Source organism: Methyloversatilis sp. S146-33 (genome assembly GCF_059552495.1).
Window position 1 is genome coordinate 1 of sequence record NZ_JCANOT010000037.1, and the last position, 26,074, is coordinate 26,074.

24 protein-coding genes are annotated in these 26,074 nt (G+C 67.2%); 19 read left to right on the forward strand and 5 right to left on the reverse strand.

Annotated elements, in window-relative coordinates; all coding sequences use genetic code 11:
• The 4 genes from AC51BJ_RS15175 to AC51BJ_RS15190 form a co-directional block, all read left to right on the forward strand.
• Positions 1-1,353 (forward strand): transposase (locus AC51BJ_RS15175; protein ID WP_496280777.1); only part of this gene is annotated, 1,353 nt, incomplete at its 5' end.
• Positions 1,354-1,568: 215 nt separating this feature from the next.
• Positions 1,569-2,363, forward strand: coding sequence for a HEPN domain-containing protein (locus AC51BJ_RS15180; protein WP_496280778.1), 795 nt, complete (start codon positions 1,569-1,571; stop codon positions 2,361-2,363).
• A 37-nt stretch (positions 2,364-2,400) separates the two neighbouring features.
• The gene (locus AC51BJ_RS15185; RefSeq protein WP_496280779.1) at positions 2,401-2,955 is read left to right on the forward strand and encodes a hypothetical protein; all 555 of its coding nucleotides are present in this window, start codon (positions 2,401-2,403) and stop codon (positions 2,953-2,955) included.
• Positions 2,956-3,235: 280 nt separating this feature from the next.
• Positions 3,236-3,631 carry a hypothetical protein gene (locus AC51BJ_RS15190; protein ID WP_496280780.1) on the forward strand — a complete coding sequence of 132 codons (396 nt, stop codon included), beginning with the start codon at positions 3,236-3,238 and terminating at the stop codon, positions 3,629-3,631.
• Between the two features lie 96 nt (positions 3,632-3,727).
• Here the strand turns inward: AC51BJ_RS15190 and pqqA (AC51BJ_RS15195) are convergent, their stop codons facing one another.
• A complete protein-coding gene (gene pqqA / locus AC51BJ_RS15195) occupies positions 3,728-3,802 on the reverse strand; it encodes a pyrroloquinoline quinone precursor peptide PqqA (protein ID WP_008060142.1) in 75 nt (24 codons plus the stop codon).
• 261 nt (positions 3,803-4,063) lie between these two features.
• On the opposite strand from pqqA (AC51BJ_RS15195), the gene AC51BJ_RS15200 reads away from it, so the two are divergent.
• The 11 genes from AC51BJ_RS15200 (at position 4,064) to AC51BJ_RS15250 (ending at position 18,794) form a co-directional block, all read left to right on the forward strand.
• A complete protein-coding gene (locus AC51BJ_RS15200; protein WP_496280781.1) occupies positions 4,064-4,435 on the forward strand; it encodes a hypothetical protein in 372 nt (123 codons plus the stop codon).
• A 112-nt stretch (positions 4,436-4,547) separates the two neighbouring features.
• Positions 4,548-5,759 (forward strand): TolC family protein, encoded by a 1,212-nt coding sequence (locus AC51BJ_RS15205; protein WP_496280782.1) that lies wholly within the window; start codon positions 4,548-4,550, stop codon positions 5,757-5,759.
• Positions 5,756-6,358 carry a hypothetical protein gene (locus tag AC51BJ_RS15210; RefSeq protein WP_430433757.1) on the forward strand — a complete coding sequence of 201 codons (603 nt, stop codon included), beginning with the start codon at positions 5,756-5,758 and terminating at the stop codon, positions 6,356-6,358. Before AC51BJ_RS15205 ends, AC51BJ_RS15210 begins: the two co-directional genes overlap by 4 nt.
• Entirely contained in the window at positions 6,355-7,470 is a 1,116-nt protein-coding gene (locus AC51BJ_RS15215; RefSeq protein WP_496280783.1) for an efflux RND transporter periplasmic adaptor subunit, read from the forward strand. The genes AC51BJ_RS15210 and AC51BJ_RS15215 overlap by 4 nt, the downstream gene beginning before the upstream one ends.
• Positions 7,471-7,483: 13 nt before the next feature.
• On the forward strand, positions 7,484-10,630 hold the full coding sequence (locus AC51BJ_RS15220; RefSeq protein ID WP_019918540.1) for an efflux RND transporter permease subunit: 3,147 nt from the start codon (positions 7,484-7,486) through the stop codon (positions 10,628-10,630).
• Positions 10,627-11,061, forward strand: coding sequence for a hypothetical protein (locus AC51BJ_RS15225; protein ID WP_198291414.1), 435 nt, complete (start codon positions 10,627-10,629; stop codon positions 11,059-11,061). The genes AC51BJ_RS15220 and AC51BJ_RS15225 overlap by 4 nt, the downstream gene beginning before the upstream one ends.
• Before the next feature lie 9 nt (positions 11,062-11,070).
• Positions 11,071-12,117, forward strand: a complete 1,047-nt coding sequence (locus tag AC51BJ_RS15230; protein ID WP_430433753.1) for a DMT family transporter — start codon at positions 11,071-11,073, stop codon at positions 12,115-12,117.
• A 274-nt stretch (positions 12,118-12,391) separates the two neighbouring features.
• Entirely contained in the window at positions 12,392-14,113 is a 1,722-nt protein-coding gene (locus AC51BJ_RS15235) for a cation:proton antiporter domain-containing protein (protein WP_430433752.1), read from the forward strand.
• An 8-nt stretch (positions 14,114-14,121) separates the two neighbouring features.
• Positions 14,122-16,833 (forward strand): cation-translocating P-type ATPase, encoded by a 2,712-nt coding sequence (locus tag AC51BJ_RS15240; RefSeq protein WP_496280784.1) that lies wholly within the window; start codon positions 14,122-14,124, stop codon positions 16,831-16,833.
• Between the two features lie 30 nt (positions 16,834-16,863).
• Entirely contained in the window at positions 16,864-17,799 is a 936-nt protein-coding gene (locus AC51BJ_RS15245; protein WP_496280785.1) for a universal stress protein, read from the forward strand.
• A gap of 14 nt (positions 17,800-17,813) precedes the next feature.
• On the forward strand, positions 17,814-18,794 hold the full coding sequence (locus AC51BJ_RS15250; RefSeq protein WP_024300485.1) for a calcium/sodium antiporter: 981 nt from the start codon (positions 17,814-17,816) through the stop codon (positions 18,792-18,794).
• A gap of 45 nt (positions 18,795-18,839) precedes the next feature.
• Here the strand turns inward: AC51BJ_RS15250 and AC51BJ_RS15255 are convergent, their stop codons facing one another.
• Both AC51BJ_RS15255 and AC51BJ_RS15260 read right to left on the reverse strand, forming a co-directional pair.
• Entirely contained in the window at positions 18,840-19,790 is a 951-nt protein-coding gene (locus AC51BJ_RS15255) for an alpha/beta fold hydrolase (protein ID WP_496280786.1), read from the reverse strand.
• A 57-nt stretch (positions 19,791-19,847) separates the two neighbouring features.
• On the reverse strand, positions 19,848-20,276 hold the full coding sequence (locus AC51BJ_RS15260; protein WP_304003466.1) for an organic hydroperoxide resistance protein: 429 nt from the start codon (positions 20,274-20,276) through the stop codon (positions 19,848-19,850).
• A 108-nt stretch (positions 20,277-20,384) separates the two neighbouring features.
• Between AC51BJ_RS15260 and AC51BJ_RS15265 the strand changes: the two genes are divergently transcribed.
• Together AC51BJ_RS15265 and yddG are read left to right on the forward strand one after the other, a co-directional pair.
• A complete protein-coding gene (locus AC51BJ_RS15265; RefSeq protein WP_496280787.1) occupies positions 20,385-21,221 on the forward strand; it encodes an AraC family transcriptional regulator in 837 nt (278 codons plus the stop codon).
• A gap of 121 nt (positions 21,222-21,342) precedes the next feature.
• Entirely contained in the window at positions 21,343-22,248 is a 906-nt protein-coding gene (yddG, locus tag AC51BJ_RS15270; protein WP_430433745.1) for an aromatic amino acid DMT transporter YddG, read from the forward strand.
• A 68-nt stretch (positions 22,249-22,316) separates the two neighbouring features.
• Here yddG and pqqA (AC51BJ_RS15275) read toward each other — a convergent pair whose 3' ends face one another.
• Positions 22,317-22,391 (reverse strand): pyrroloquinoline quinone precursor peptide PqqA, encoded by a 75-nt coding sequence (gene pqqA, locus AC51BJ_RS15275; RefSeq protein WP_008060153.1) that lies wholly within the window; start codon positions 22,389-22,391, stop codon positions 22,317-22,319.
• Positions 22,392-22,498: 107 nt separating this feature from the next.
• Positions 22,499-23,653: an Eco57I restriction-modification methylase domain-containing protein gene (locus tag AC51BJ_RS15280; protein ID WP_496280788.1), complete on the reverse strand. Its 1,155-nt coding sequence runs from the start codon at positions 23,651-23,653 to the stop codon at positions 22,499-22,501.
• A gap of 114 nt (positions 23,654-23,767) precedes the next feature.
• On the opposite strand from AC51BJ_RS15280, the gene pip reads away from it, so the two are divergent.
• Together pip and AC51BJ_RS15290 are read left to right on the forward strand one after the other, a co-directional pair.
• Positions 23,768-24,724, forward strand: a complete 957-nt coding sequence (pip, locus tag AC51BJ_RS15285; RefSeq protein WP_430433743.1) for a prolyl aminopeptidase — start codon at positions 23,768-23,770, stop codon at positions 24,722-24,724.
• Positions 24,721-26,067, forward strand: coding sequence for an ATP-binding protein (locus AC51BJ_RS15290; protein WP_496280789.1), 1,347 nt, complete (start codon positions 24,721-24,723; stop codon positions 26,065-26,067). The genes pip and AC51BJ_RS15290 overlap by 4 nt, the downstream gene beginning before the upstream one ends.
• The last annotated feature ends 7 nt before the right edge of the window (positions 26,068-26,074 follow it).

Consider the following 26,074-nt stretch of genomic DNA (forward strand, 5'->3'; position numbering starts at 1 on the left):
GTGCTGCTCAAGATCGTGCTGCTTGGCTATTCGCGCGGGCTGATCAGCTCCCGATCCATCGCCACCGCCTGCCGCAACAACGTGCTGTTCATGGCCGTCTCCGGCGACAGTGCGCCGCACTTCACCACGGTCGCGCACTTCATCAGCCGTCTCGGCAATGAGGCCCAAGCGCTCTTCACCGAGGTGCTGCTGGTGTGCGACCGCGAAGGGCTGATCGGGCGCGAGCTCTTCGCCATCGATGGTGTGAAGCTGCCGTCCAACGCATCCAAGGCAAAGAGCGGCACCCGTGCCGATTTCGAGCGCGAGGCAGCGAAGATGGAAGCGGCCGTGCAGCGCATGATCGGTGAGCAGAAGGCGCGCGATGCCACCGGCTGCGACGACGACGCAGCCCGCGCACAGCGCACCCGCGAACGCTTGAGTCACGAAGCGGCAAAGATCCGCGACTGGCTTGCACACCACCCGGACGACCGACGCGGCGCCAAGGGCGCGGTGCGCCTCTCCAATCGCACCGACAACGACTCGGCCAAGATGACCACCGCCAAGGGCGTGATCCAGGGCTATACCGGCGTGGCCGCCGTCGATGCCGCCCACCAGATCGTCGTCGATGCGCAGGCGCACGGCACCGGATCGGAACAGGAACTGCTGCTGCCGGTGGTCGATGCCTGCGCACAGCGCGGACCTGACACCGCGATCTGCGCTGACGCGGGCTATCACTCCGAGAAGAACCTCGCCGAACTGGACAAGCGCGGCATCCCGGCCTGGGTGTGCGACAACGGCTACCGGCAGCGCGACCCCAGATACGCCGATCAGGCCAAGCACAAAGCGAAACCCGACGCGCTGTGGGACAAGAGCGAGAAGGCGAAGGAAGCGCGCGCCGCCAGCAAGAACAAGCGTTACGCCAACACCGACTTCACCGAAGCGCCGGACCGCAGCCACTGCCTGTGCCCGGCAGGCAAGCGGCTGTATCGCAACGGGGGCGAGTGCACGATCAACGGCTACGCGGCCACCAAGTACACCGGCGCCGTGCGCGACTGCGTGCCGTGCGAGCAGCGCACCCGCTGCCTGCGCACGCCCGGAACGACGAAGGTGCGACAGGTCACCTTCTTCCGCGGCAAGCGAGGCCCCACCGAATCACACACCGAGCGGATGAAGCGGCGCATCGATTCCGCTGAGGGCAAACGGATGATCGCCGCGCGCTTCGCCACCGTAGAACCCGTGTTCGGCAACCTGCGGCACAACAAGCGGCTCACCCGCTTCACGCTGCGCGGGCGGGAGAAGGTGGATGGGCAGTGGAAGCTGTACTGCCTGGTGCACAACATCGAGAAGCTCGGGCACCACGGATACGCGAATTAGGTAAGCTGGCGGGCGAAATGGCGCACACCGCAACGGCGCACGGCAACGGCCACGGCACACGTCAGGGGACGACGATGAAACGAAGATCGGAAGGCTGAAACGATGATGAACAACTTTGAACCGGCGACGGCCGGAAGCAAGCGCTTGCCCCGAGATGGGGTATTTCTACAGCGTCGTTGGGCGTCACAAACCCGCGGCAGTTGAGGTTCAACGACATGTCCTTCGCTCCATATGCGAGTGAGCAAGACAAGCTGGAACGATTCGTCAACGCGTTCGGCACGCAGTCATTCCGAGACCAAGCAGACCGAGACTACATTGCGGCCCGATTGGCCTGTCGCCATGAGCTGTTTCCCCAGTTCCTTTGGTCGTCACATCAAACGATAGAGAAGTACCTAAAAGCCATCCTTCTCTACAACCGCATCAAGGCAAATCAAGTGGGCCACGATCTCGCCCAGGCTTTGTCACTTACTCAGTCACTACCGTTCGAAATCAAACTCTCGAAGAGGAGTCGCAAGTTCATAGATCACTTGGCGAAGGTCGGTCAATTTAGGTACATCGATGTTCCCTTTCATGTGTATGGCCACATACTGGTCGATCTCGACTTGGCTGTTTGGGAAGTCCGCAGATACTGCCAAGTACTAGATGTCTTTGGAAAGCAGCTCCCGCTTGAGGAGCAGAAGCTACTTGATGCTGCGTGGTCAGACTTGGCCAACAGCGAAGAAAATCCGCGATACCAGTTTCGGCTGCATGGCGGTCTTCTAGAGAAGATCGTCAGCGACAGAAAGCACCCCAGTCGGGCTGCACTGCTCTGGCACAACCCTTGTTTTGGCGTCCGAAGGCGAGCGATGGTGAAGGCAAAGAATCACCTGAATGCGCAGAACTCACTCCTGTACCTCTATCCAGAGATGCTGGACGAATTGCTCAAGTACGTCTTCATTCCCAAAAAACTGGTGGAGGGCTACCGACAGCATCTGTTAGAAATCAAGACCGGGGCCAAGGCTAGGCCGTAGCCGTGACGCCCACCCCTTCCATCGAGAGGCGTCACAAATGCACTCGCGCGATCCTGCTCTCGCGTCGCTACACCGGCTCATGGCCTTTGCCCAGTCGGTGCATGCGCGCCGGATGATTGAAGAGATCGCACTTGATCAGAAGCAGACCTTCTGGATCATGACTGTCAATCTCCTCTTCGACGCCGCAGCCATCGACTGGTGCAAAGTATTCGGCTCGTGGGACGAAGACACTCACTGGACACGGATCGTCCCGAAGGAGCGGCACGACGAGATCCGCAAGGGACTTCTGGCCGCTGTTGGTTCCAGCGCAGAGGAGTGGGAAACCTATCGGGACAGCATCCTGAGCTTTCGTGACCAGGTGGTCGCTCACCACGACCTCAATGCGACGGTGGCTGCGTATCCACAGTACGACCGTGCTCTTGCCGCAGCCAACTTCATCTTCGCTCAGATCAGGGAGGTCGCCGATCCCGACTCCCTTGACGGAATCCCGTCGTCACTGGATCGCTGGTCGCGAACAGTTGCAAGCAACATGTCTGCAATCGTCCGCGCCGCCTTTGGCGCAAGCGCACAGCTTGGCTCGAACGTCGCCTGATAGCGCAAACGTCTGGCACGCGGTTCGGTGACGCCTAACCCCTCGTATATGGACTCCCCCCAAAATCAAAAAAATAGGGGTCAGACCACGTTTTCAACGTACTTTCAACGACCGAATTTTCAAATCGTGGTCTGTCCCAGATTTGACAAAACAGGCGTATGTCCTAACCGGCCCAGAAGCCCAACGGTTCCCGCACCCTATGAATGACAACTCTCGCCCGTCTGGGTGTTCCTTGTACGAGTAACCAACATCATCGCTACCGGAAAATGGGCATGGCTTCATGACGAACACCTCGTGGAAGAATGAAATTACCTATCCAGATCAGCCATGCAAGCACTGCGGTGTAAAGGCATGGGGAGTTGGCCATTACGTTGATGCTGGCGGCAATCCGAAGTACCCGTTCTACTGCATGAATTGCGGCAAAAGAATTCCTGGGTTTGCGCGTCGAAAAGCTGTAGAAAAATCCAACATCGAAATCAGGCAGTTTCACCCGCTTCAGCTTCCATTCATTTGTGAAGTTTGCGGCGCTGAAGGTGCTGAAAATCACCACTGGGCGCCGTGGCATTTGTTCGGCAACGAAGCAAATAGCTGGCCTCAGTCCTATCTTTGCCCGGCCTGTCACAAGCGGTGGCATGATCTCGTTACTCCTAATGCCAATGGCACGCGCAAGGTATAACACCTGTTCCTGGTTCCCATCTGGTCCCTGCACGACGCAAAAGACCAAAAAAAACGGCGGGCACAAGGCCCGCCGTTTTCCTTGCCACCGCAGAACTTAGCGGTTGGCGACGTACATGGTGATTTCGAAGCCGAAACGCAGGTCGGTGGCCTTCGGGGTTTCCCAGCTCATGTCTATCTCCTCAGTTTTGGTGGATGGCTCTTCCGCAGGCCCTGCATCCCGGTGATCGTGTTGCCTGACCTGCACTGCCAGTATCGTCAGCCGGCCGCCCCGGCGCCTCGCATCTGATCTGAACCAAGTCTAAGGATTTTCATTAAGCCTTGTTTTGAACAGACTTCCCTTGCGCACGAGCGCGCACTGACCGCCCCGCGGCGCCGGAAAGCGCCCGCGCGCCTGCTTGCGCCGCCCGGGTCCTGTGCTACCTTTCAGGGCATGCGCCGCCACAAAAACGCCTGCTCGCTGCTGCTCGTGTTCTGCCTCATCTGGCAGACGCTCGCCTTCAGCGCGCCCGCCCTGGCGCACTGGGAAGATGCCGCGGTGGCCAGCGACGTGAGCCATGAGTTGCTGCACCTGAGCGGCCAGCCGCACCATCACCACGAGGAAGACGTCCACCTCGACGATTCTCCCGAATCGATCCAGCACCTGCATGCCGACTGCGTGTCGTCGACGACCTTCATACCGCCCGGCGCCGCTTCGGCCCTGCTGTTCGACAGTCCGCATGATCCCCTGCCCGCCTTCAGTGGCGGCCCCCTCCCCCATCCTTTCCTCGAAGGTCTTCGCAGGCCACCCAGACCGCAGGTCTGATCCATAGACCAGGCCGGTTCGTACGCGAACCGGAATCCGCTCGTCAGGACGCCTTCGCCTGCCCATGGCCCATGCCCGGCGGTCGCACGCGTCCGCTCATGGACAGCCGACGGTGAAACATTCCTGCATACGCATTCTGTGCGGCCTGCTGCTGGCCGCCCCCGCATGGCCCGCGCTCGCGGGTAGCTCGCCCGCGCTCGCCGCGGCGCTCGAATCAGCCTGGCAGCGCGCGCTCGCGGCGAGCGAGGCGAGCGGCCGCAGCCGCATCGCCGAAGCACGCCTTGCCGCCACGGCCAGCCCGTGGGCGGCACCGCCCTCGATCGACATTTCCCAGCGCGAAAACCGGCTGCTGCGCGATACCGGCCAGCGCGAAACCGAAGTGGGCGTGAGCTGGCCGCTGTGGCTGCCCGGCCAGCGCGACGCACGCCAGCGCGCGGCGCGCGGCGAGGTGGATCTCGCCAGTGCCTCCGCCGAACAGCTCCGGCTCGGTCTGGCCGGAGAGTTGCGCGAACTGGCCTGGGCGGCAGCTGCACTGCGTGCCGTGCGCGACGAGAGCCGGCTGCAGGCGGACAGTCTCGACGGACTGGCGGCGGACGTCGCCCGCCGGGTGGATGCCGGCGAACTGGCCCATGCCGACCTGCTGGCCGCACGCGCCGAGGCCGAACTGGCACGCGCTGACGCGATCGAGGCCGCGCAGCAGCTGCGCGCCGTCGAATCGCGCTGGCAGGTGCTGACCGGCGATCTCCCGCTGCCGGACGGTGCGGACGAACAGCCGGGCGCCGCGACCGACATCGAGCGCCACCCCGAACTCACAGCCGCGGAGGCGGCCCTCGAACTGGCCCGCCGCAGGCTGGACGCGGTGAAACTGGACCGCCGCGCGCCGCCCGAACTGACGGTGCGCTATCGCCACGACGAGCCGGGCGCGGGCATGCCGGCGCAGGACAGCATCGGCCTCGGTGTGCGCATTCCGCTCGGCACGGCCGACCGCAACCTGGAGCGTGACGCCACCGCGCTGGTCGAGCTGGACCGCGCCCAGGTGCAGCTCGACCGGACACGCGAGCGGCTGCGCGCCGACGTCGCGCTGGCCGAGCAGGCGCTGAACACGGCGCACGCCGCGCTGGAAGCCGGACGCCTGCGTGCCGCGCTGCTGGTCGAGCGCGCCGCCCTGCTCGACCGCGCCTTCCGCGCCGGCGAAAGCGGCCTGCCCGAACTGCTGCGGGTGCGTGCCGCCGCTGCCCAGGCACAGCAGGGCGTGCGGCGCCAGCTGGCAATGCTCGGGCTCGCTCGCGCCCGACTCAACCAATCGATCGGACTTCTGCCATGAACCCGCTTCACCTGCTGCGCAGCCTGCGCCTGCCCGCCTTCGTGCTGGCTTTCCTGTTCCATCTGCCGGCGGTCGCCGGGCCGGGCGCCCATGGCCCGGACGGCGAACACCTCAACGCGCCGGCCGGCGCCCACGCGACCGGCGCGACACCGCGCACGGAAACACATTCCGAACTGTTCGAACTGGTCGCCCGGCTCGGCGGTGGCGAACTGTCGGTGATGATCGACCGCTACGACAGCAACGAGCCGGTACTGGGCGCCACAGTCGACGTGGAGAGCGACGGCGTGCGCGCGACCGCGCAGTTCCACGCCGACCACGGCGACTACGCCTTCACCGACCCGGCCCTGCTGGCTGCCCTGTCACGGCCGGGCGATCACGCGCTGGTGTTCACCGTGCGCCGCGGCGAGGGGGCCGAACCGCAAGAGGCGGACCTGCTCGACGCCGTGCTGCATGTCGATGCCGAGGTGGCGGCTGACGAACACGCGTCGGTGCTGTCCCGCGTTCCCACGGCGGCCTGGATCGCCGCCGCCGTGATCGCGCTGGCTGCGGCGCTGCTGCTCGCACGCCGCGGCCGCACCGACAAGGGAGTACGTGCATGAAACGCCTGCTCCACATCGTCACCACCGCCCTGTTCGCCGGCGTCGCCCTTGCCGGTCCGGGCGCGCACGGCCCGGGTGGCGAACACCTGGACGAAGCCGCGCACGCCACAGCGTCCGGTCTGGCCCGGCTGCCGGACGGCAGCGTGAACGTGCCCAAGATCGCCCAGCGGCGCATGGTCATCCGCACCCGCGTCGTCACGACGAGCGAGGCCGCGCGCACGGTCGAGTTGCCAGGTCGCGTGATCGCCGACCCGAATGCCGGCGGACGCGTGCAGGCCCTCTACGGTGGCCGCCTCGAAGCCGGACCGCGCGGCCTGCCGGTAATCGGGCAGACGGTGCGCCAGGGCGACATCCTCGCCTGGGTGCGCCACAACCCGGACCCGATCGCCCAGGCCAACCAGACGGCGCTGCGCGCCGAACTGCGCACCGCGCGCCTGCTGGCCGAACAGCGGGTGGCGCGGCTGGAAGGTCTGGAAGGTTCTATCCCGCGCAAGGACATCGAGTCGGCGCGGGCCGAACTGGCCGGACTGCGCGAACGCGAAGCCGGCATCGCCGCCGGCATCGGCTCGCGTGAAGCGCTGCGCGCCCCGGTCAGTGGCGTGATCGCCCGTGCCGACATGCTTGCGGGTCAGGTGGTGGACGCGCGCGACACGCTGTTCGAGATCGTCGATCCGGCGCGTCTGCTGGTCGAGGCGACGGTGGCCGACGCGGCACTGGCCACCCGCCTCGCCGGGGCGGCGCTGAAGGACGTGCCCGACGTGGCGCTCAGCTTCCTCGGCGCCGGCGGCAGTCTGCGCGACGGCGTGCTGCCGGTGCTGTTCCGCACCCAGGGCAAGGCCGGCGCCCGGCCCGCGCTCGCGGTCGGCCAGCCGGTGTCGGTGGTCGCGCAACTGGCCGAGCGCATCCCGGGCATCGTGTTGCCGACCCGCGCGCTGACGCGCAATGCGTCGAACGAACCGGTGGTGTGGATCAAGTCGGGCGCGGAGCGCTTCATCCCGCAGCCGGTCGAGGTGCAGACGCTGGATGCGCAGACGGTGGTGGTGACGCGCGGGCTGTCCGCCGACAACCGCGTGGTCGTGCAGGGCGCGTCGCTGATCGCGCAGATCCGCTGAACGGAGGCCACCCATGTTCAACTGGATCGTCCGCCTGAGCCTGCACAACCGGCTGCTGGTGCTTGCGCTGTCCACGCTGCTGATGGCCTATGGCGCTTATACCGCGTGGCGCACGCCGGTCGATGTGTTTCCCGATCTGAACAAGCCGCTGGTGACCGTGCTGACCGAAGCCGGCGGCATGGCGCCCGAAGAGGTCGAACAGCTCGTCAGCTTCCCGCTCGAAACCGCGCTCAACGGCATGCCCGGCGTGACGCGCGTGCGCTCGACCTCGGGCATCGGCCTGTCCATCGTGTACGCCGAATTCGACTGGGGCACCGACATCTACCGCAATCGCCAGCTGGTGGCGGAGCGGCTGGCGCTGGTGCGCACGCAGATGCCGGAAGGCGTGTCGCCGGTGATGGGACCGGTGTCGTCCATCATGGGCGAAATCATGCTGATCGCGCTGCCGCTGGCCTCGGCCGACGGTGCGGCCGGCGCCTCGCCGATGCAGGCGCGCGAATACGCCGACTTCGTGCTGCGCCCCCGCCTGCTGTCCATCGCCGGCGTGTCGCAGGTGATCCCGATCGGCGGCGACGTGCGCGAGCTCAGGGTGGAGGCCGACACCGCACGCATGGCGCAGTTCGGCGTCTCACTGACGCAGCTCGAGCAGGCGCTGCGCGGCTTCGCGCAGAACGCGGGCGGCGGTTTCATCGACCGCAACAACCGCGAATACCTGATCCGCCACATCGGCCGCACGCACCGCATCGAAGACCTGCAGAGCCTGTCGGTCGGCTGGAAGGACGGGCGCACGATACGGCTCGATCAGGTCGCGCGCGCGGGCTTCGCGCCGGCGCTCAAGCGTGGCGACGCCGGCTACAACGGTGCGCCGGCGGTCATCGTCAGCGTGCAAAAGCAGCCGACCGCCGACACATTGAAGCTCACGGCGGCAGTCGAAGCCGCCCTCGGCGAACTGAAGCAGGGTCTGCCGCCCGGTCTGGCGGAGCCGCGCGTGCTGTTCCGCCAGGCGGACTTCATCGAAGCGTCGATCGGCAACGTGACCGAGGCGCTGCGCGACGGCGCAGTGATGGTCGGCATCGTGCTGTTCGCCTTCCTGCTGTCGGCGCGCACCACGCTCATTTCGCTGATCGCCATCCCGCTGTCACTGGCGGTCACCGCCGTGGTGTTTCACTGGCTGGGGCAATCGATCAACGTGATGACGCTGGGCGGACTGGCGATCGCCATCGGCGAGCTGGTGGACGACGCGGTCGTCGACGTCGAGAACATCCTGCGCCGCCTGCGCCAGAACCGGCAGGCCGACAGACCGCTGCCGGTGCTGGAGGTGGTGCGACAGGCCAGTGTCGAGGTGCGCACCGGCATCGTCTATGCCACCGTGATCGTGGTGCTGGTGTTCGTGCCGCTGTTCGCGCTGCCCGGCATCGAAGGCCGGCTGTTCGCGCCGCTGGGCGTGGCCTACATCGTGTCCATCCTGGCGTCGATGGCGGTGTCGATGACGGTAACGCCGGTGCTGGCCAGCCTGCTGCTGCCGGGCATGAAGCGGCTCGACCACGGCGACAGCCCGCTGGTCGCCTGGCTCAAGCGACTGGACAGCCGCGTGCTGGCGTGGTCCTTCCCGCGGGCGCGCGGGCTCGTGCTGGCAGCACTGCTGGCGGTGCTTGCCGCGGCCGCCAGCGTGCCCTTCTTCCCGCGCGCCTTTCTGCCGGCCTTCAACGAGGGCTCGCTGGTGCTGTCGCTGATGTTCACGCCGGGCACTTCTCTGGCCGAATCCAGCAGCATGGGGGCACTCGCCGAGACGCTGATCCGGGGCGTGCCCGAAGTGCGTCAGGTCGGCCGCCGCACCGGCCGCGCGGAACTGGACGAGCATGCCGAAGGCGTACATTCCACCGAGATCGATATCGACCTCAGTCGCGACGGCCGCGACCGCGAAACCGTGATGGCCGACATCCGCAACGCGCTGTCGGTGCTGCCGGCCTCAGTCGCTATCGGCCAGCCGATCTCGCACCGGCTCGACCATCTGCTGTCCGGGGTGCGCGCGCAGATCGTGCTGAAGATCTATGGCGAGGACACCGACACGCTGCGCGCCCAGGCCGAGCAGCTGCGCGCCCGCCTCGCCGAAGTCCCCGGTCTGGTCGACCTGAGCGTGGAAAAGCAGGTGCTGATTCCGCAGGTGACGGTGCGCATCGATCACGCGCGCGCGTCGCAGGCCGGTCTGTCGCCGGGTGAGGCGACCCGGGCGCTGCACGTGCTGACCGACGGCGCGCACGACGGCGCCCTCATCGTCGACGGCATCCGCCGCTACCGTCTGGTGCTGCGGCTGCCGGACGACGCGCGCGGGCCGGTCGATCTGGAGCGCGTGCTGATCGACACGCCGGCCGGCCGTCTGCCGCTGGCGGCGATCGCACAGGTGGAACAGACCGACGGCCCAAACCAGATCGGGCGCGAGAACGGCCGGCGACGCATCGTGGTGTATGCCAACACCGACGGTTCGGACATGGGGCGCATCGTCGGCGACATCCGCAACATCGTCGGCGCCACGGCATTGCCTACCGGCACCTTCATCAGCCTCGAAGGCCAGTTCCAGGCACAGGAGCAGGCGACCCTGCTGATCGCCGGCCTGTCGCTGGCCTCGCTGGCGATGATCTTTCTGGTGCTGTACACGCGCTACCGCTCGGCAGTGCTGGCCGGCATCATCATGGCCGGCATCCCGCTGGCCCTGATCGGCAGCGTTCTGGCGATGTGGCTGGCAGGCGTGACGCTGTCGGTCGCCTCGATGGTCGGCTTCATCACGCTGGCCGGCATCGCGACGCGCAACGGCATCCTGAAGGTGAGCCACTACGTCCATCTGTGCCAGCACGAGGGCGAACGCTTCGGCACGGCGATGATCACCCGCGGTTCGCTGGAGCGCCTGACGCCGGTGCTGATGACCGCGCTGGTAGCCGCCTTCGCGCTGACGCCTCTGCTGCTCGCCGCCGATGCGCCGGGCAAGGAAATCCTGCATCCGGTGGCGGTGGTCATCTTCGGCGGCCTGATCAGCGCGACGCTGCTCGACACCCTGCTCACACCGGTGCTGTACTGGCGCTTCGGCGAGGCCGCGACGCGGCAACTGATTGCGGCGGCCGACGACAGCTCTCCGACAGAACAACGCCTGGAGGCACTGCCATGAGCCGTTCGACGACGCCCCCGCGCATTCCGGACGCTTTGACGATGGTGCACACGATGATCAAACATCTGCTGGCCACACTGATTACCCTGGCCGTCGCAGCGGCCAGCACCGCGGCACTGGCCCACGGCGAGGCCACGCCGCGTCACGGCGGCGTGACCCGATCGGTCAATGATCTGTCCTTCGAACTGGTCGCGCTCGACAGCGGCGCGGCAATCTATATTGAGGACCACGGCAAGCCTGTCAGCACCTCCGGTTTCGCCGGAAAGCTCACGGTACTGGCGGGCTCGAACCGATCGGACGCTGCGCTCAAGCCGGGCAGCGACAACACCCTGGTGGCGGACGGGATCAAGCTGCAGCCGGGCGCCATCGCCGTTGCCGTGCTCACCGACCGCAACGGCCGAACCACCACCGTGCGGTTCACGCTGAAGTAGGCGATGTCGATGTCCACAGCCGGACCGGCCTTCAGGGGCGGCATGCTTGCACTGCTCTCGGCCGTGCTGTTCGGCATGAGCACGCCCTTGATCGCCCGACTGTCATCGGGAATCAATCCCTTTCTGACGGCCGCACTGCTCTATGCCGGCGCAGCGCTCGCCGGCGCAACGATGATCAGGGGCCGGGCGCGCGAAGCCGGATTGCGCCGCACCGACGCCGTGCCGCTGGCATGGATCACGCTGAGCGGGGCCGTCGTCGCACCGGTCGCGCTGGCCTGGGGGCTGCAGCGCTGCAGTACGACTTCGGCGTCGCTGATGCTGGCGCTGGAGGCCCTGTTCACAGCGCTGCTCGCGCACTGGCTCTACCGCGAACAGATCGGCTTGCGGGCATGGGTGGCCCTGTTGCTGCTCACCGCCGGCGCCATCGCGCTTCTGTTCGACGCAGCGCAGACAGGTACGAGCCAGACGCTCGGGCTGATCGCCGTCGTCGTGGCGACGATGGCGTGGGGGACGGACGATGCGCTGTCGCGCGCAGTGGCCGACCGTGACCCGGGCCAGGTCATCCTGGTCAAGGGCGCCGCCGGTGCCGCCACGACCGGCGCAATGGCACTGGCCGCTGGCGCCCGACTCACCGACGTCGGCCAGATCGCCGGTCTGCTGCTGGTGGGTGTTACCGGGTATGGCCTGAGCCTCAAGTTCTATCTGCTTGCACAGCGAACCTTCGGCGCGGCGCGCACCGGTTCGGTGTTCGCCTTCGTTCCGTTCATCGGCGCACTCGGGGCAGTGCTGATGGGCGAGCGGGAAGCGGGCGCGGGACTGCGGGTCGCCAGCGTGCTGATGATAGTCGGGGTGATCCTTCACCTCACCGAGAAGCACCAGCACCGGCACGAACATGGCGTGCTCGAACACGAGCACGCGCACACGCACGACGACGGGCATCACCTCCACAAGCACGACCCGCCGGTTCAGGGATCGCACAGTCACATGCACCGTCATGAGCCGATGAGCCACTCTCATCCACACCTGCCGGATGCGCATCACACGCATCCACACTGACGCAAGCCCGTTCGGTGCGCACAGCGCCAAGCGGAGCGACATATCGTATGCGGACAGGCTGCGCCAACCCGCGAAACCCACGGCACACTGTGCACCGGGACATCGCACGCAGCGCGGCCGGTCGCCATTCAGGCGACGAAAGTTTGATCTAATACTGAGCACACTAAGGATGCATCCGTCAGACTGAGCGCTGTCGGTGTCTTCACCGGCAGGCCGTCGCGCTTCAGTTCGCCATGCGCGCTGCATGCCTGCCGAACCATAACCAGAACGCGCCATGCCACACGACATCACCCTCATCGCCACCATCGCGGCCGGTTTCGGCCTCGCCATGATCTTCGGCCTGATCGCGGTACGCCTGCGCATGCCGCCGCTGGTCGGCTACCTGATGGCAGGCATCGTGATCAGTCCGACCACACCGGGCTTCGTCGCCGACATCGGACTGGCCAGCCAGCTGGCCGAGATCGGTGTGATGCTGCTGATGTTCGGCGTCGGTCTGCACTTCTCGCTCGACGACCTGATGGCGGTCAAGCGCATCGCGGTGCCGGGCGCAGTGGTGCAGATCGCGGTCGCCACGCTGCTGGGCATGGCGATCACGACGATGTGGGGCTGGGATATCGGCGCCGCCATCGTGTTCGGCCTGTGCCTGTCGGTGGCCAGCACCGTGGTGCTGCTGCGCGCGCTCGAAGCCAAGGGACTGCTGAAGTCGATCAACGGCCAGATCGCGGTCGGCTGGCTGGTGGTCGAGGATCTGGTGATGGTGCTGGTGCTGGTGCTGCTGCCGGCGCTGGCCGGCGTGCTGTCGGGCGATGCCGTCGCCGCATCGGGCCGCGAACTTGGCCTGGCGATGGCGATCACGCTGGCCAAGGTGATCGCCTTCATCGTGCTCATGCTGGTGGTCGGCCGCCGCGTGCTGCCGCGCCTGCTGTGGTGGGTGGCACGCACCGGATCGCAGGAACTGTTCACGCTGAGCGTGGTGGCCATCGCCGTCGGCGTGGCCTTCGGCGCGGCCGCGCTGTTCGACGTGTCCTTCGCGCTGGGCGCCTTCTTCGCCGGCATGATGATGCGCGAATCGGAGTTCAGCCACCGCGCCGCCGACGAGTCGCTGCCGCTGCGCGACGCCTTCGCCGTGCTGTTCTTCGTGTCGGTGGGCATGCTGTTCGACCCGGCGGTGATCTGGACGCAACCGCTGAAGCTGCTGCTGGTGGTGGCCATCATCATGGTGGGCAAGACCATCGCCGCGGTGCTGCTGGTGCTCGCTTTCCGCTATCCGCTGAATACCGCGCTGACGGTGGGCGCCAGCCTGGCGCAGATCGGTGAGTTCTCCTTCATCCTCGCCGGGCTGGGCGTAAACCTCGGGCTGATGCCGGCCGAGGGGCAGAGTCTGGTGCTGGCCGGCGCGCTGATCTCGATCGCCGCCAACGCCGCGCTGTTCTCCGCCATCGAGCCCTTCCGCGCCTGGGCGATCGCGCGCTCGTCGCTGGCCCGCCGGCTGGAACAGCGCGACGACCCGCTGGCGGCGCTGCCGATGACCACCGACGCACGGCTGCTGCACCAACAGGTGGTGCTGGTCGGCTACGGCCGGGTCGGCCGGCGCATCGCCGACGCGCTGCGCGAACAGCACATTCCCTGCGTGGTCGCCGAACAGAACCGCGAGCGCGTCGACCAGCTGCGGCGGGAGGGCGTGCCGGCGGTGTTCGGCGACGCGCAGACGCCGGAGGTGCTGATCCAGGCGCATATCGCCAAGGCCGCAATGCTGGTGATCGCGATTCCGGAAACGGTGAACGTGCGAAAGATGGTCGAGATCGCACGCACGCTGAACCCGGGGATCGCCGTCGTGCTGCGCACCCACAACGAGGAAGAGGCCGAGCTGCTCGAGCGCGAGAGCCTGGGCACGGTGTTCCTTGGCGAGAACGAACTTGCGCGCGGCATGGCTGAGCACGTCGTGCGGCATTTCGGGCGCGGCGCGCCCGGCGGCGCCAGCTGGCCGCATCACTGACGTCCCTGATGAACACTCCACACACCGATCCCACCACCGGCACCGCGGCCTGGCACGCATTGCCCGCAGACGATCTGCCGGCGCTGTTCGATGTGCAGGCGCAGTCGGGCCTCAGCCGCGCCGAAGCGGCCGCGCGCCTCGTGAAGCATGGCCCGAACCGACTGCCCGAGGCGCCGAAGCGCCCGCCCTGGCTGCGCTTCCTGCAGCAGTTCCACAACCCGCTGATCTATGTGTTGCTGGTGGCCGGCGCGGTAACGCTGGCGCTGGGCGGCCACGTCGATTCGGCCGTCATCTTCGGCGTGGTGTTGATCAACGCGCTGATCGGCCACATCCAGGAAGGCAAGGCCGAGCGCGCGCTCGACGCGGTGCGCGGCATGCTCGCCGCGCGCGCCACTGTGCTGCGCGACGGCGAGCGCCATCAGGTCGACGCCGCCGATCTGGTGCCGGGCGACATCGTGCTGCTTGAATCCGGCGACAAGGTGCCGGCCGACCTGCGCCTGCTGCACGCGAAGAACCTTCGCGTGACCGAAGCCGCGCTGACCGGGGAATCGGCACCGGTCGACAAGGACAGCGCCGCCGTCGCGGAAGCGGCGGCCATCGGCGACCGCCGCTCGATGTGCTACTGCGGCACGCTGGTCGCGCTCGGCCAGGCGCGCGGCATTGTCGTGGCGACCGGGATCGGCACCGAGATTGGCCGCATCGGCACGCTGGTCGGCGAAGTGGCGACGCTGGCCACGCCGCTCACCCGCCGGCTCGACCAGTTCGCCCGCCAGATCACCGGCTTCATCCTGGTCGTCGCCACGCTGACCGTGCTCTACGGTCACTTCGTCATACAGATGCCGATGTTCGACCTCTTTCTCGCCGTGGTCGGCCTCGCCGTCGCGGCCATCCCCGAGGGCATGCCGGCGGTGGTGACCATCGTGTTGGCCATCGGCACGCGTACGATGGCGCGCAAGAAGGCCATCGTGCGGCGGCTGCCGGCGGTCGAGACGCTGGGCTCGGTCACCGTCATCTGCACTGACAAGACCGGCACGCTGACCCGCAACGAAATGACGGTGGTGCGACTGCTGCTCGCCGACCGCGAGATCGCGGTCAGCGGCAGCGGCTACGCGCCGGAAGGCGGCTTCCACGGCGACGGTCAGCCGATCACGCCCGGCGACGTGCCCGAACTGGCTGCAGCGGCCCGCTGCGCGCTGCTGTGCAACGACGCGCAGATCCGCCACGACGGCGACGCCGGCTGGACGCTGATCGGCGACCCCACCGAAGGCGCGCTGGTCGCCTTCGCCCGCAAGGCGGGCCTGGATCCGCAGGACGAGGCACAGCACTTCCCGCGCGTCGATGCCATCCCGTTCGAGTCGGAACGCCAGTTCATGTGCACGCTGCACCACGACCACGCGGGCCATGCATTCCTGCTGCTCAAGGGCGCGCCGGAGCGGGTGCTGGCGCTGTGCGCCACCCATTACGGTGGCGCGCCGCTCGACCACGACTACTGGACGGAGGCGATCACGCGCGCCGGCGGTGCGGGCGAGCGCGTGCTGGCGCTGGCGCAGGCGCCCTTCCCCGGCGAGCGCAATTCGGTCGAATTGCAGGACATCGACGCCCGCTTCGAGCTGATCGGTCTGGTCGGCATCATCGACCCGCCGCGCGAAGAGGCGATCGCCGCGGTGGCGCAGTGCCGCGAGGCGGGCATACGGGTGAAGATGATCACCGGCGACCACGCGGTCACCGCGGCCGCCATCGGTCAGCAGCTGGGTCTCGCGGCCGAACGCACGCTGACCGGCGACGTGATCGGCACGCTGGACGCCGCGGCGCTGCGTGAGCGCGCGCTCGACACCGACGTAATCGCGCGCGCCAGCCCGGAACACAAGCTGCGGCTGATCGAGGCCTTGCAGGCCGAAGGTCACCTGGTTGCGATGACCGGCGACGGCGTAAACGACGCGCCGGCGCTGAAGTCGGCCGACATCGGCGTGGCGATGGGCGGCAAGGGCACGGACGCGGCGCGCGAGGCGTCCGACCTGGTGCTCACCGACGACAACTTCGCCACCATCGCGCGCGCGGTGCGCGAAGGCCGCGTCGTGTTCGACAACATCAAGAAGTCGCTGATGCACATGCTGCCGACCAATGGCGGCGAGGCCGGCGTCATCCTGCTGGCCATCTTCGCCGGCCTGCCGCTGCCGGTGACCGCCGGCCAGATCCTGTGGGTGAATACGGTCACCTCGGTCACGCTGGCGCTGTCGCTCGCCTTCGAGCCGGCCGAGCAGAACGTGATGTCGCACGCGCCGCGTCCGCCACAGGAGCCCATCGTCACCCGCGCGCTGGGCCTGCGCATCCTGTTCGTCATTGCGCTGATGGTGGCGACCACCTTCACCGTGTTCAACTGGGAGCTGGCGCGCGGCAGCAGCATCGAACTGGCGCGCACCGCCGCGGTGAACATGATTGTCGTGTGCGAACTGTTCTACCTGTTCAACGTGCGCCATTTCACCCGTCACGCCTTCCGCCTGGAAACACTGACTGGCAACCGCGTGGTGCTGCTGGTCAGCGCCATCCTGATCGTGCTGCAACTGCTGTTCACCTATGCCGCACCGATGCAGCAGCTGTTCAGGAGCGCCGCGCTGGACCTGTCGTCATGGACGGTAATTCTCGGCCTCGGCGCCGCCGTGTTTCTGGCGGTCGAAATCGAGAAAGCCGTCCTTCGCCACTTCCGCGTGGCCCGGCTGTGAGCCGGCACGCATTTTTCGGGGAGACCACGCATGCCTCAGCTTCAACGCATCATCGCCGCGACCGATCTGTCGCCCTCGTCGCTCGACGCCGTCGATCGCGGCTTCGAACTGGCCAGCCGCAGCGGCGCGCACTACACGCTGGTGCATGCGCTCGGCCTCGACGCGCTCGGACCGCTGCGCAACCTGCTTGGCGACCAGGCTGAAATCGTCGCCGAGAAGGCGCTACAGCACCAGTACGACGCGCTCGCCGCGATCGCCGGCGACGCGCTGCACAATCGCGGCGTCGTCGCGGAACTGAAGGTCGAAGCCGGCCTGGCGACGCAGTTCCTGCCGGCGTATGCGGCGTCGGTGCAGGCCGATCTGGTCATTGTCGGCGCGCGTGGCGAGAGCGTGCTGAGCCGGCTGTTCGTTGGCTCGACCGCGTCGCGCCTGCTGCGCAAGAGCAGCAGTCCGGTGCTGGTGGTGAAGAAGCCATGCACCGCGCCGTACCGGCGCGTACTGGTGCCGGTCGACTTCTCGCCGGGTTCGCTGGCCGCCATCCGCATGGCGCGCCACGTGGCGCCCGAGGCCGATCTGCTGCTGCTGCACAGTTTCGACGTGCCGTTCGAAGGCATGCTGCAGTACGCCGGCATTTCTCAGGACCTGATCAACGGCTACCGGGCAGAAGCACGCGAGCGCTCGCTGCGCCTGCTGCACGAGCTGGCCGAGCGCGCCGGGCTGGAGCGCAGCCTGTACACGGTGATGGTCGAGCACGGCAACGCGTCGCGCCACATCCTGGACGTTCAGTCGCAGCGCAACTGCGACCTGATCGCGATGGGCAAGCACGGTACGCACGTGACCGAAGAACTGCTGCTCGGCAGCGTGACCAAGCATGTGCTGTCGGAGGCCGACTGCGACGTGCTGGTGGTGATCGACCGCCGCGGGCCGACCGAGATTCCGGCGATGCCGGGCGAGGACTTCGTCTGACCGCCGGGCTGACGCTGCACCCGGCCCTCGTTTTCGTTGCCGGGCTGGTGATCGTGCTGGCCGGCGCCGAAATGGTGCTGCGCGGCGCGTCGCGTGTGGCGGTGCGGCTGCGTGTGCCGCCGATACTGATCGGGCTCACCGTGGTGTCGGTCGGCACCAGCGTGCCCGAACTGGCGGTCGGCATCACCGCGGTCGCCGAAGACAAGGGGCCGCTGGCGGTCGGCAATATCGCCGGCACCAACATCCTGAACATCCTGTTCATCCTCGGCCTGAGCGCGCTGATGCGACCGCTGCCGACGCGCATGCTCAGCGTGCGGCTCGACGTGCCGGTGATGATCGCCGCCGCGCTGGCGCTGATCGCGATGGCCTGGGACGGGCGGCTGGACCGCAGCGAGGGTGTGGTGCTGCTGATCGGCGCGGTGCTGTACACGGCGGCGCTGGTGCGGCTCAGCCGCGAGGAAAGCGCGGCGATGCAACGCGAGTTCGCGCGCGAGGTGGCCGACGTGATGCCCGCGACGCTGCGTTCGGCGCGGCTGTTCATGGCGTGGAATTCGGCACTGCTGCTGGCCGGCATGGCGCTCACGCTGTTCGGAGCCGACCTGCTGGTGAATGGCGCGTCGAGCATCGCGCGCACCTACGGCGTGTCGGACGCCTTCATCGGGCTCACCATCGTCGCCATCGGCACCTCGGCGCCCGAGCTTGCGACCACCGTGCTGTCGACGCTGAAGAACGACCGCGATGTGGCGATCGGCAACCTGATCGGCAGCAGCATTTACAACATCCTGGTCATCCTCGGCCTGACCATGACCATCGCGCCACATGGCATCGAGGTCGGCAGCGACGTGCTGCGCATCGACCTGCCGCTGGCCGCACTGGTGGCTATCGTGTGCCTGCCGGTGTTCCGCAGCGAGCGCCGGGTGTCGCGCACTGAAGGCGGACTTTTCGTCAGCGCCTACCTGATCTATCTGTCGCTGCTGCTGTTCGTCCGTCACTGAAAGACACAACCCGGCCCGCTGCGCGGGACCGGGTTGCGTGCTGCCTTACTTGCGCAGGAAGTCCAGCAGGTCCTGGTTCAGTTTGTCCTTGTGCGTGTCGGTGATGCCGTGCGGCGCACCCGGATAGACGATCAGTTCGGCGTTGCGGACCAGCGCGGCCGAGGCCTTGCCCGACAGGTCGAGCGGCACGATCTGGTCGTCGTCGCCGTGGATCACCAGCGTCGGCACGTCGAACTTCTTCAGGTCGGCGCGGAAGTCGGTGGCCGAGAACGCCGCGATCGAGTCGTAGGTGTTCTTGTGCCCCGCCTGCATGCCCTGCGCCCAGAAGGACTGAATCAGCCCCTGCGACGGCTTGGCACCGGGCCGGTTGTAGCCGTAGAACGGACCCGACGCGATATCCAGATACAGCTGCGAACGGTTGTCGATCGACGCCTTGCGGATGCCGTCGAACACCTCGATCGGCAGACCGCCCGGATTGTCGGCGGTCTGCAGCATCAGCGGCGGCACCGCACTGACCAGCACCGCCTTCTTCACCCGGCTGGTGCCGTGACGGCCGATGTAGCGGGCCACCTCACCGCCCCCGGTGGAGAAGCCGACCAGCGTGGCGCCCTTCAGGTCCAGCGCCTGGATCACCGCGGCGAGGTCGTCGGCGTAGTGGTCCATGTCGTTGCCGTCCCACGGCTGCGACGAGCGACCGTGACCGCGCCGGTCATGCGCCACCACACGGTAGCCCTGCGACGCGAGGAAGAGCATCTGCGCTTCCCAGCTGTCGGAGCTGAGCGGCCAGCCGTGGCTGAACACAACAACCTGACCGTTCTTCGGGCCCCAGTCCTTGTAGTAGATCTGCACGCCGTCACGCGTGGTGACGTAGTTTTCGGTCTTCTTGACCGCGACCGATGTGCGCGCGGCGGGCTTGGCGGCTTCGGCGGCGAAGGTCGGTGCGGCAAGCGCGGCGGCGAGCACGGACAGGGCGAGGGTGCGGCGGACTGCATTCATGATGGATTCCTTTCAAGTAACGGGTTGGGGACGGTGGCTATCCGTCAGGCCGATGACTCAGTCGGCGATGACCAGGGTGACGTCGATGTTTCCGCGGGTGGCGTTCGAGTACGGGCACACGATGTGCGCCTTCTCGACCAGCGACTCGACCTGTTCGCGCGGCAGGCCCGGCACGGCGATGGTCAGTTCGACCTCGATGCCGAATCCGGTCGGGATGGCGCCGATGCCTACGCGGCCGGTGATCTGCGTGTCGGCGGGCAGCGCGACCTTGTTCTGGCCGGCGACGAACTTCAGCGCGCCGAGGAAGCAGGCCGAGTAGCCGGCGGCGAACAGCTGTTCGGGATTGGTGCCGGGGCCGCCGGCGCCGCCCAGTTCCTTCGGCGTCGACAGCTGGACATCGAGCACGCCGTCGGACGACGCGGCGCGGCCTTCGCGGCCACCGGTTGCAGTGGCCTGGGCGGTGTAGAGAACCTTTTCGATCGACATGATGAACTCCTGTGCAGTGAGAGGGGTTTGCGTCAGTGCCTGTTGGCAGGACGAACTTTGCGCCGATTGGCAAGACCATACGCAACGTATAATCCTGAAAACTTACCTTTGAGTATCCAGGCCATGGTCGACCGCCTCGAAGCCCTGCTGGAGCATTTCTCGGTCAGCGCCCGCGTGTTCAACACCGGTGCGCTGTGCGGCATCACCGAACTGGACGCCGGCGACAGCGGCCGCATGCATCTCGTGCGCGCCGGCGAGGTGGCCATTCACCATCCCGCCGGCATCGAGCACGTGACCCGGCCCAGCCTGCTGCTGTTTCCGCGACCGACGCCCTACCGCTTCGTCACCGATGCCGAGCGTGGTGCCGACTTCGCCTGCGCACGGCTGCACTTCTCCGGCGGTGCGGCCAATCCGATCGCGTCGGCGCTGCCCGACTTCAGCTGCCTGGCGCTGGACGACATCCTCGGTGCGAAGCCGGTGCTCGACCTGCTGTTCGACGAGGCGTCGCACGCGTACTGCGGCCGGCAGGCGGTGCTCGACCGCCTGTTCGAGGTGGTGCTGGTGCAGGTGCTGCGGCACCTGATGGAAGGCGGCCAGACCGGCGCCGGCATGCTGGCCGGGTTGTCGCACCCTCGCCTGCGTTTGGCACTGGTGGCCATGCACGAGAGCCCGGCGCAGGAATGGACGCTGGACACGCTGGCCGAGCGCGCCGGCATGTCGCGCAGCGTGTTCGCCAACGCGTTCCGCGACACCGTGGGCTGCACGCCCGGCGCCTACCTGCAGCGCTGGCGCATCGGCATCGCGCAACGCGCCTTGCGCCAGGGCCGCGCGCTGAAACTGATTGCCGACGACGTGGGCTATGCCGGCGAGGCGGCGCTGTCACGCGCCTTCAAGGCGCAGACGGGGCTGTCGCCACGGCAGTGGCGCAACGCTCAGGGCGCCTGACGTCCGCACGTGGGCAGGCGCTCGGGTTCAGTCGTCGATGGAAAAAAGTTTATCTGTAGGTAACTTTGTTTTCGTTTGATAGCATCCGGCCGACCTTACGCCTCTCGTTTCCCCAACGCTCATGCCTGCCCGCCCGGTCTCGTCGACGGCCACCCTCTGCGGCCTGGCTGCCATTCTGCTTTGGAGCACGATGATCGGCATGGTGCGCAGCGTCAGCAGCGCGCTCGGCCCAATCGTCGGCGCGGCGGCGATCTACACCGCCGGCGCTGTCTTCCTCTGGCTGCTTTTCCGCCCGGCGCCGCTGCACACCGCCCGACCGGGCTACCTGCTGCTGGGGGGTGCTCTGTTCGTCGCCTACGAGCTCTGCCTGTCGCAGGCGCTGGGGCTGGCGACGAGCGACGTGCAGGCGATGGAGCTGGGCATCATCAACTATCTGTGGCCCTGCTTCACCATCCTGCTCGCGGTACCGATGAACGGCCAGCGGCTGCGCCCGTGGATCGCGCCGGGCCTGGCACTTTGCCTGGCCGGCGTCATCCAGGTGATGGGAGGAAGCCGCGAACTGTCGCTGTCCTCGCTGGCGGCCGGCGTGGCGTCGAATCCGCTGGTCTACCTGCTGGCCTTCACCGGCGCTGTGCTGTGGGGGCTGTACTGCAATGTCACCCGGCGCTTCGCGCGGGGCTACAACGGCATCACGCTGTTCTTTTCGGCAACCGCGGCGACGCTGTGGGCATTCGCCGCCGCGCAGTCGTCGCCGCTGCCGGCAGCGTCAGCACAGGTCTGGTTCGAAGTGGTCGCCGCCGGCGCGGCACTGGGCATAGGCTACGCGCTGTGGAATGTCGGCATGCTGGGCGGCGACATGCCTCTGCTGACGACCGCCTCGTATGCGACACCGCTGCTGTCGACCGTGTTCGCGGCGCTCTGGTTGGGCACGGCGCTGACGGCGCCGTTCTGGCTGGGCGCAGCACTGGTGACGACGGGCTCGCTGCTGTGCTGGCGCGCCACTCGTCCCCGCCCCGCGGGCGGCTGACAGAAACCGGGCGTACAAAACAAAAAAGCGGGCAATGCCCGCTTTTCTGTTTGCTCAAACGCTGAGGATCAGCGGTTGGCGACGTACATGGTGATTTCGAAGCCGAAACGCAGGTCGGTGGCCTTCGGGGTTTCCCAGTTCATGGCAGTCTCCTGATGGTGGTTCGTTGGCTCACTGCGAAATGCAGTGCATGGATCGAATACTGCGCCGGTCCGGTACGGCCCACCTCGTGCCACTCTGGAAAGACGACTCAGGATTTTCTTGAGCGCAGCGTTTCGAACACGTCGGGCAGCATGCAGGTCTGCAGGCTGCGCTGCGAGAACAGGAAGCGGCCGTCGCAGACGAAACCCAGTTCCTGCCAGTCCACGGCGTCGTTGAGCAGCTCGGCGGCGCGTGCCAGATCCGCCACTTCGGGGCGGGCGAACAGCGCCAGCACCGAGCCGTCGTAGTGCGTACAGTCGTGCAGGAAGAAGGGGCGCGGCTTGCGCGTCTTGCCATTCACGTAGATGCGCGGGCCCCCCGAGCGGTGGTGCAGACGCCCCCACTGCCACCAGTTGTGCTCGCCGAACTCGCGCACGCGCCGCGCCAGCAGCCGCGGCTTGTGCTGCTCCAGCCAGTCGTTGCGCACATCGAAGAAGGCGCGCCGCGTACGGCCGGTGTCAACCGTGCTGGAACAGACGAACTCCACATTGCCCTGCGGGTGCACGAAGATGTCGTCCGCCCCGGACACGGCGCCGACCCGCACGTCGAACAGCGAAGCCAGCGGCACGCCGTAATCGCCTCGCAGGAACATGAGCTGGCCGCGTTCGCAGTGGAAGCGCCGCCCGTCGCTCATGCGCCGGTCCATGCGCCCCTTCTCGAAACGGAATACCGCGCAGTTCGGCACATAGGGGCCGAACACGCGGCTGTCGCCAGTCTCGATGAAGTCGGTAATGCTGCCTTCGGCGAACAGCCAGTCATTCAGCCGGCGCGCGGCGGTCAGCTTGATGAAATCGCGCGGCACGATGAAAATCAGTTCGCCACCCGGTTTCAGATGACGCACGCACTTCTCGATGAAGAAGAGATAGAGGTTGCTGCGGCGGTCGAACAGATCGCTGCGCAGCTGCGCCCGCGTGTCCGCCTGGATGTCCTGGTGCCGCACATACGGCGGATTGCCGATCACGGTGTCGAATTGCTCGTCGACCGGGTAGGCGAAGAAATCCATCACCTGCGCGCCGGCCGGCGCCACCGTCGGATCGATCTCGATGGCCACGCACCCCGGAATGCGCGACGCGAATGCGCCGTTACCGGCCGACGGTTCAAGCGTGCGGCCGCGGTTGCGGCGCAGCGCCAGCATGCGTTCGACGACATCGTCGCGGGTGAAGACCTGTCCCAGGATCTCGACCCGGTGGTTCCTTTCGTTCATTCCGCCATTGTCCCATGGCTCCCATGCGCCGGCGCAGCATGTGTCTCGCCCACGCATGGGCTACCATCAGCGCCCCGCACCCACACCCTGCCCCACCCCATGCTGCATGCACCGATGGAACCCTTCGATCACGGCTGGCTCGACGTCGGTCAGGGCCATCGCGTCTATTACGAACAGTGCGGCAACCCGCAGGGCAAGCCGGCACTGTATCTGCACGGTGGCCCGGGCTCAGGCTGCTCGCCACGCCAGCGCCGCTTCTTCGATCCGGCGGTGTACCGCGCCGTGCTGTTCGACCAGCGCGGCTGCGGCCGCAGCACGCCGCTGGGCGATACCGCGCACAACCACAGCGATGCGCTGATCGCCGACATCGAGGCGCTGCGCCGCCACCTGGGCATCGAGCACTGGCTGGTATTCGGCGGCTCCTGGGGCGCGACGCTGGCGGCGACCTATGCCGCGCGCCACCGTGAGGCCTGCAGTGGCGTGCTGCTGCGCGGCCTCTTCCTCGGCGGACGCCAAGACATCGACAGCTTCTTCCATGGCGCTGCGACGCTGGCGCCCGAAGCGCACGAGCAGTTCATGCAGGTCGTCCCGGCGCGTTGGCGCAGCCGTGTCGTCGTCTGGCTCGACCGCGTGTTCTCGTCCGGCGACAACGCGCGCATCGACCGCGCCGTACTGGCCTGGCGCGCCTGGGAACACGCACTCGGTGCGTGGCCGGAACGCACCGTGCCGGCCGAGCCGAGCGCGGACGAGTGGCCGCTGCTGCGTGCGCGCTACCGCGTGCAGTCGCACTATCTGGCGCACCGCTGCTTCATCGGCGAAGCGAAGGTGATGGACGCGATCGCCCGTCTGCACGGGCTGCCGGTCGCCTTAGTGCACGGCACCAACGACCTGATCTGCCGGCCGCAGAACGCCTGGCGTGCCCACCGCACGCTGGCGGGCAGCCGGCTGGCCTGGGCACAGGGCGCCGGCCACGACCCCTTCCATCCGGCGAGCCTCAGGCTGCTCGGATCGGCGCTGGCCGCGCACGCGCGGGACGGACATTTCGACGCCTGGCCGGGAGAACCGTCGTGAGTCTCAGACTGAAGCTGAACCTGCTGATCGCCGCCGTCATCCTGACCTTCACCAGCACCATGCTGACGATGGAACTGATGGGCACGCGGCGCGCCGTCGGCGAAGAAATCGAGGCGGCGAACCGGGTGGCCACCCAGTTGCTGTCTCGCGTGGCGCTGGTCTACGCCAACATGGGTTCGCCGGCACTGGTCGATTTCCTGTACCGGCTCGGTCGCGTGCGCGCCACCGAAATCCATCTGGTCGACAGCAGCGGCGTGAAGCTCTACACCTCGCCGCCCTCGCCTTACAAGGCCGGCCGCGACGCACCCGAGTGGTACTCGAACGCGATACTGCCCAAGCGGCCACGCCAGGAAATCACGCTGAACGACGGCGCGCGACTGGTGGTCGAGGCTGACGCTTCGCGCGCCATCCTCGACGGCTGGGACGAGGCGGTGCAGCTGCTGATCGCCGGATCGATCGCGCTGCTGCTGGGCAACGGCATCGTGTTCTGGCTGGTCGGCCGCGAAACGCGGCCGTTCAGCACCATCGTGCGCGGACTCGAACACATGCGCGCCGGTGACTATCACACCCGTCTGCCGCCCTTGCCCGGCAAGGAAGCCAGTTCGATGGCCCAGGCCTTCAACCGGATGGCGCAGGCGATCGAGGACAATATGAACGCCCGCCAGGAGGCGCTCGAAGCACGCAGTAATCTGGAAGAGAACCGCGAACTGACGCAGTTCATCCAGAGTCGCATCGAGGAGGAGCGACGCGACATCGCGCGCGAGCTGCACGACGAAATGGGCCAGGCGGTCACCGCGATCAAGAGCATGGGCCTGTCGATCGCGCGACGCGACGCACAGTCCGATCCGCGCAGTGCGGAGGCGGCCAACCTGATCGTCGAGACGGCCAATCACCTCTACGACGTGATGCACAGCATCATCCCGAAGCTGCGACCGCTGGCGCTGGACAATCTCGGGCTGGAGGATGCGCTGGAAGATCTGGTGTCGGAGTGGCGGCGCCACCATCCGGACATGCAGTTCGAACTGCAGATGCATGACCTGCCGGAGGCGCCGGGTGACTCCTTCAAGCTGGCCGCCTACCGCATCGTGCAGGAGGCGGTGACCAATGCACTCAAGCACGCGCACGCCCGGAAAATCATGATTTCGCTGCACGGGTCGGAACGGTCGCTGGAGCTGTCGGTCGAGGACGATGGCACCGGTCTGGAAAAGGGCTGGGCACAGAAGCGCGGACACCACGGCGTACGCGGCATGCGCGAGCGCGCGCAGGCACTCGGCGGCGAACTTGAACTGCAGCCGCGCGACGGTGGGGGTACCCGGGTGTTCGCGCGACTGCCGATGGATTGAGGGGGAG

Excerpts from the sequence above, each read along its gene's own strand:
- AC51BJ_RS15180 (WP_496280778.1), top strand. The coding sequence starts at position 1,569 with ATGTCCTTCGCTCCATATGCGAGTGAGCAAGACAAGCTGGAACGATTC.
- AC51BJ_RS15185 (WP_496280779.1), top strand. The coding sequence starts at position 2,401 with ATGCACTCGCGCGATCCTGCTCTCGCGTCGCTACACCGGCTCATGGCC.
- AC51BJ_RS15190 (WP_496280780.1), top strand. The coding sequence starts at position 3,236 with ATGACGAACACCTCGTGGAAGAATGAAATTACCTATCCAGATCAGCCA.
- AC51BJ_RS15200 (WP_496280781.1), top strand. The coding sequence starts at position 4,064 with ATGCGCCGCCACAAAAACGCCTGCTCGCTGCTGCTCGTGTTCTGCCTC.
- AC51BJ_RS15210 (WP_430433757.1), top strand. The coding sequence starts at position 5,756 with ATGAACCCGCTTCACCTGCTGCGCAGCCTGCGCCTGCCCGCCTTCGTG.
- AC51BJ_RS15215 (WP_496280783.1), top strand. The coding sequence starts at position 6,355 with ATGAAACGCCTGCTCCACATCGTCACCACCGCCCTGTTCGCCGGCGTC.
- AC51BJ_RS15220 (WP_019918540.1), top strand. The coding sequence starts at position 7,484 with ATGTTCAACTGGATCGTCCGCCTGAGCCTGCACAACCGGCTGCTGGTG.
- AC51BJ_RS15225 (WP_198291414.1), top strand. The coding sequence starts at position 10,627 with ATGAGCCGTTCGACGACGCCCCCGCGCATTCCGGACGCTTTGACGATG.
- AC51BJ_RS15230 (WP_430433753.1), top strand. The coding sequence starts at position 11,071 with ATGTCCACAGCCGGACCGGCCTTCAGGGGCGGCATGCTTGCACTGCTC.
- AC51BJ_RS15235 (WP_430433752.1), top strand. The coding sequence starts at position 12,392 with ATGCCACACGACATCACCCTCATCGCCACCATCGCGGCCGGTTTCGGC.
- AC51BJ_RS15240 (WP_496280784.1), top strand. The coding sequence starts at position 14,122 with ATGAACACTCCACACACCGATCCCACCACCGGCACCGCGGCCTGGCAC.
- AC51BJ_RS15245 (WP_496280785.1), top strand. The coding sequence starts at position 16,864 with ATGCCTCAGCTTCAACGCATCATCGCCGCGACCGATCTGTCGCCCTCG.
- AC51BJ_RS15255 (WP_496280786.1), bottom strand. The coding sequence starts at position 19,790 with ATGAATGCAGTCCGCCGCACCCTCGCCCTGTCCGTGCTCGCCGCCGCG.
- AC51BJ_RS15260 (WP_304003466.1), bottom strand. The coding sequence starts at position 20,276 with ATGTCGATCGAAAAGGTTCTCTACACCGCCCAGGCCACTGCAACCGGT.
- yddG (WP_430433745.1), top strand. The coding sequence starts at position 21,343 with ATGCCTGCCCGCCCGGTCTCGTCGACGGCCACCCTCTGCGGCCTGGCT.
- AC51BJ_RS15280 (WP_496280788.1), bottom strand. The coding sequence starts at position 23,653 with ATGAACGAAAGGAACCACCGGGTCGAGATCCTGGGACAGGTCTTCACC.
- pip (WP_430433743.1), top strand. The coding sequence starts at position 23,768 with ATGGAACCCTTCGATCACGGCTGGCTCGACGTCGGTCAGGGCCATCGC.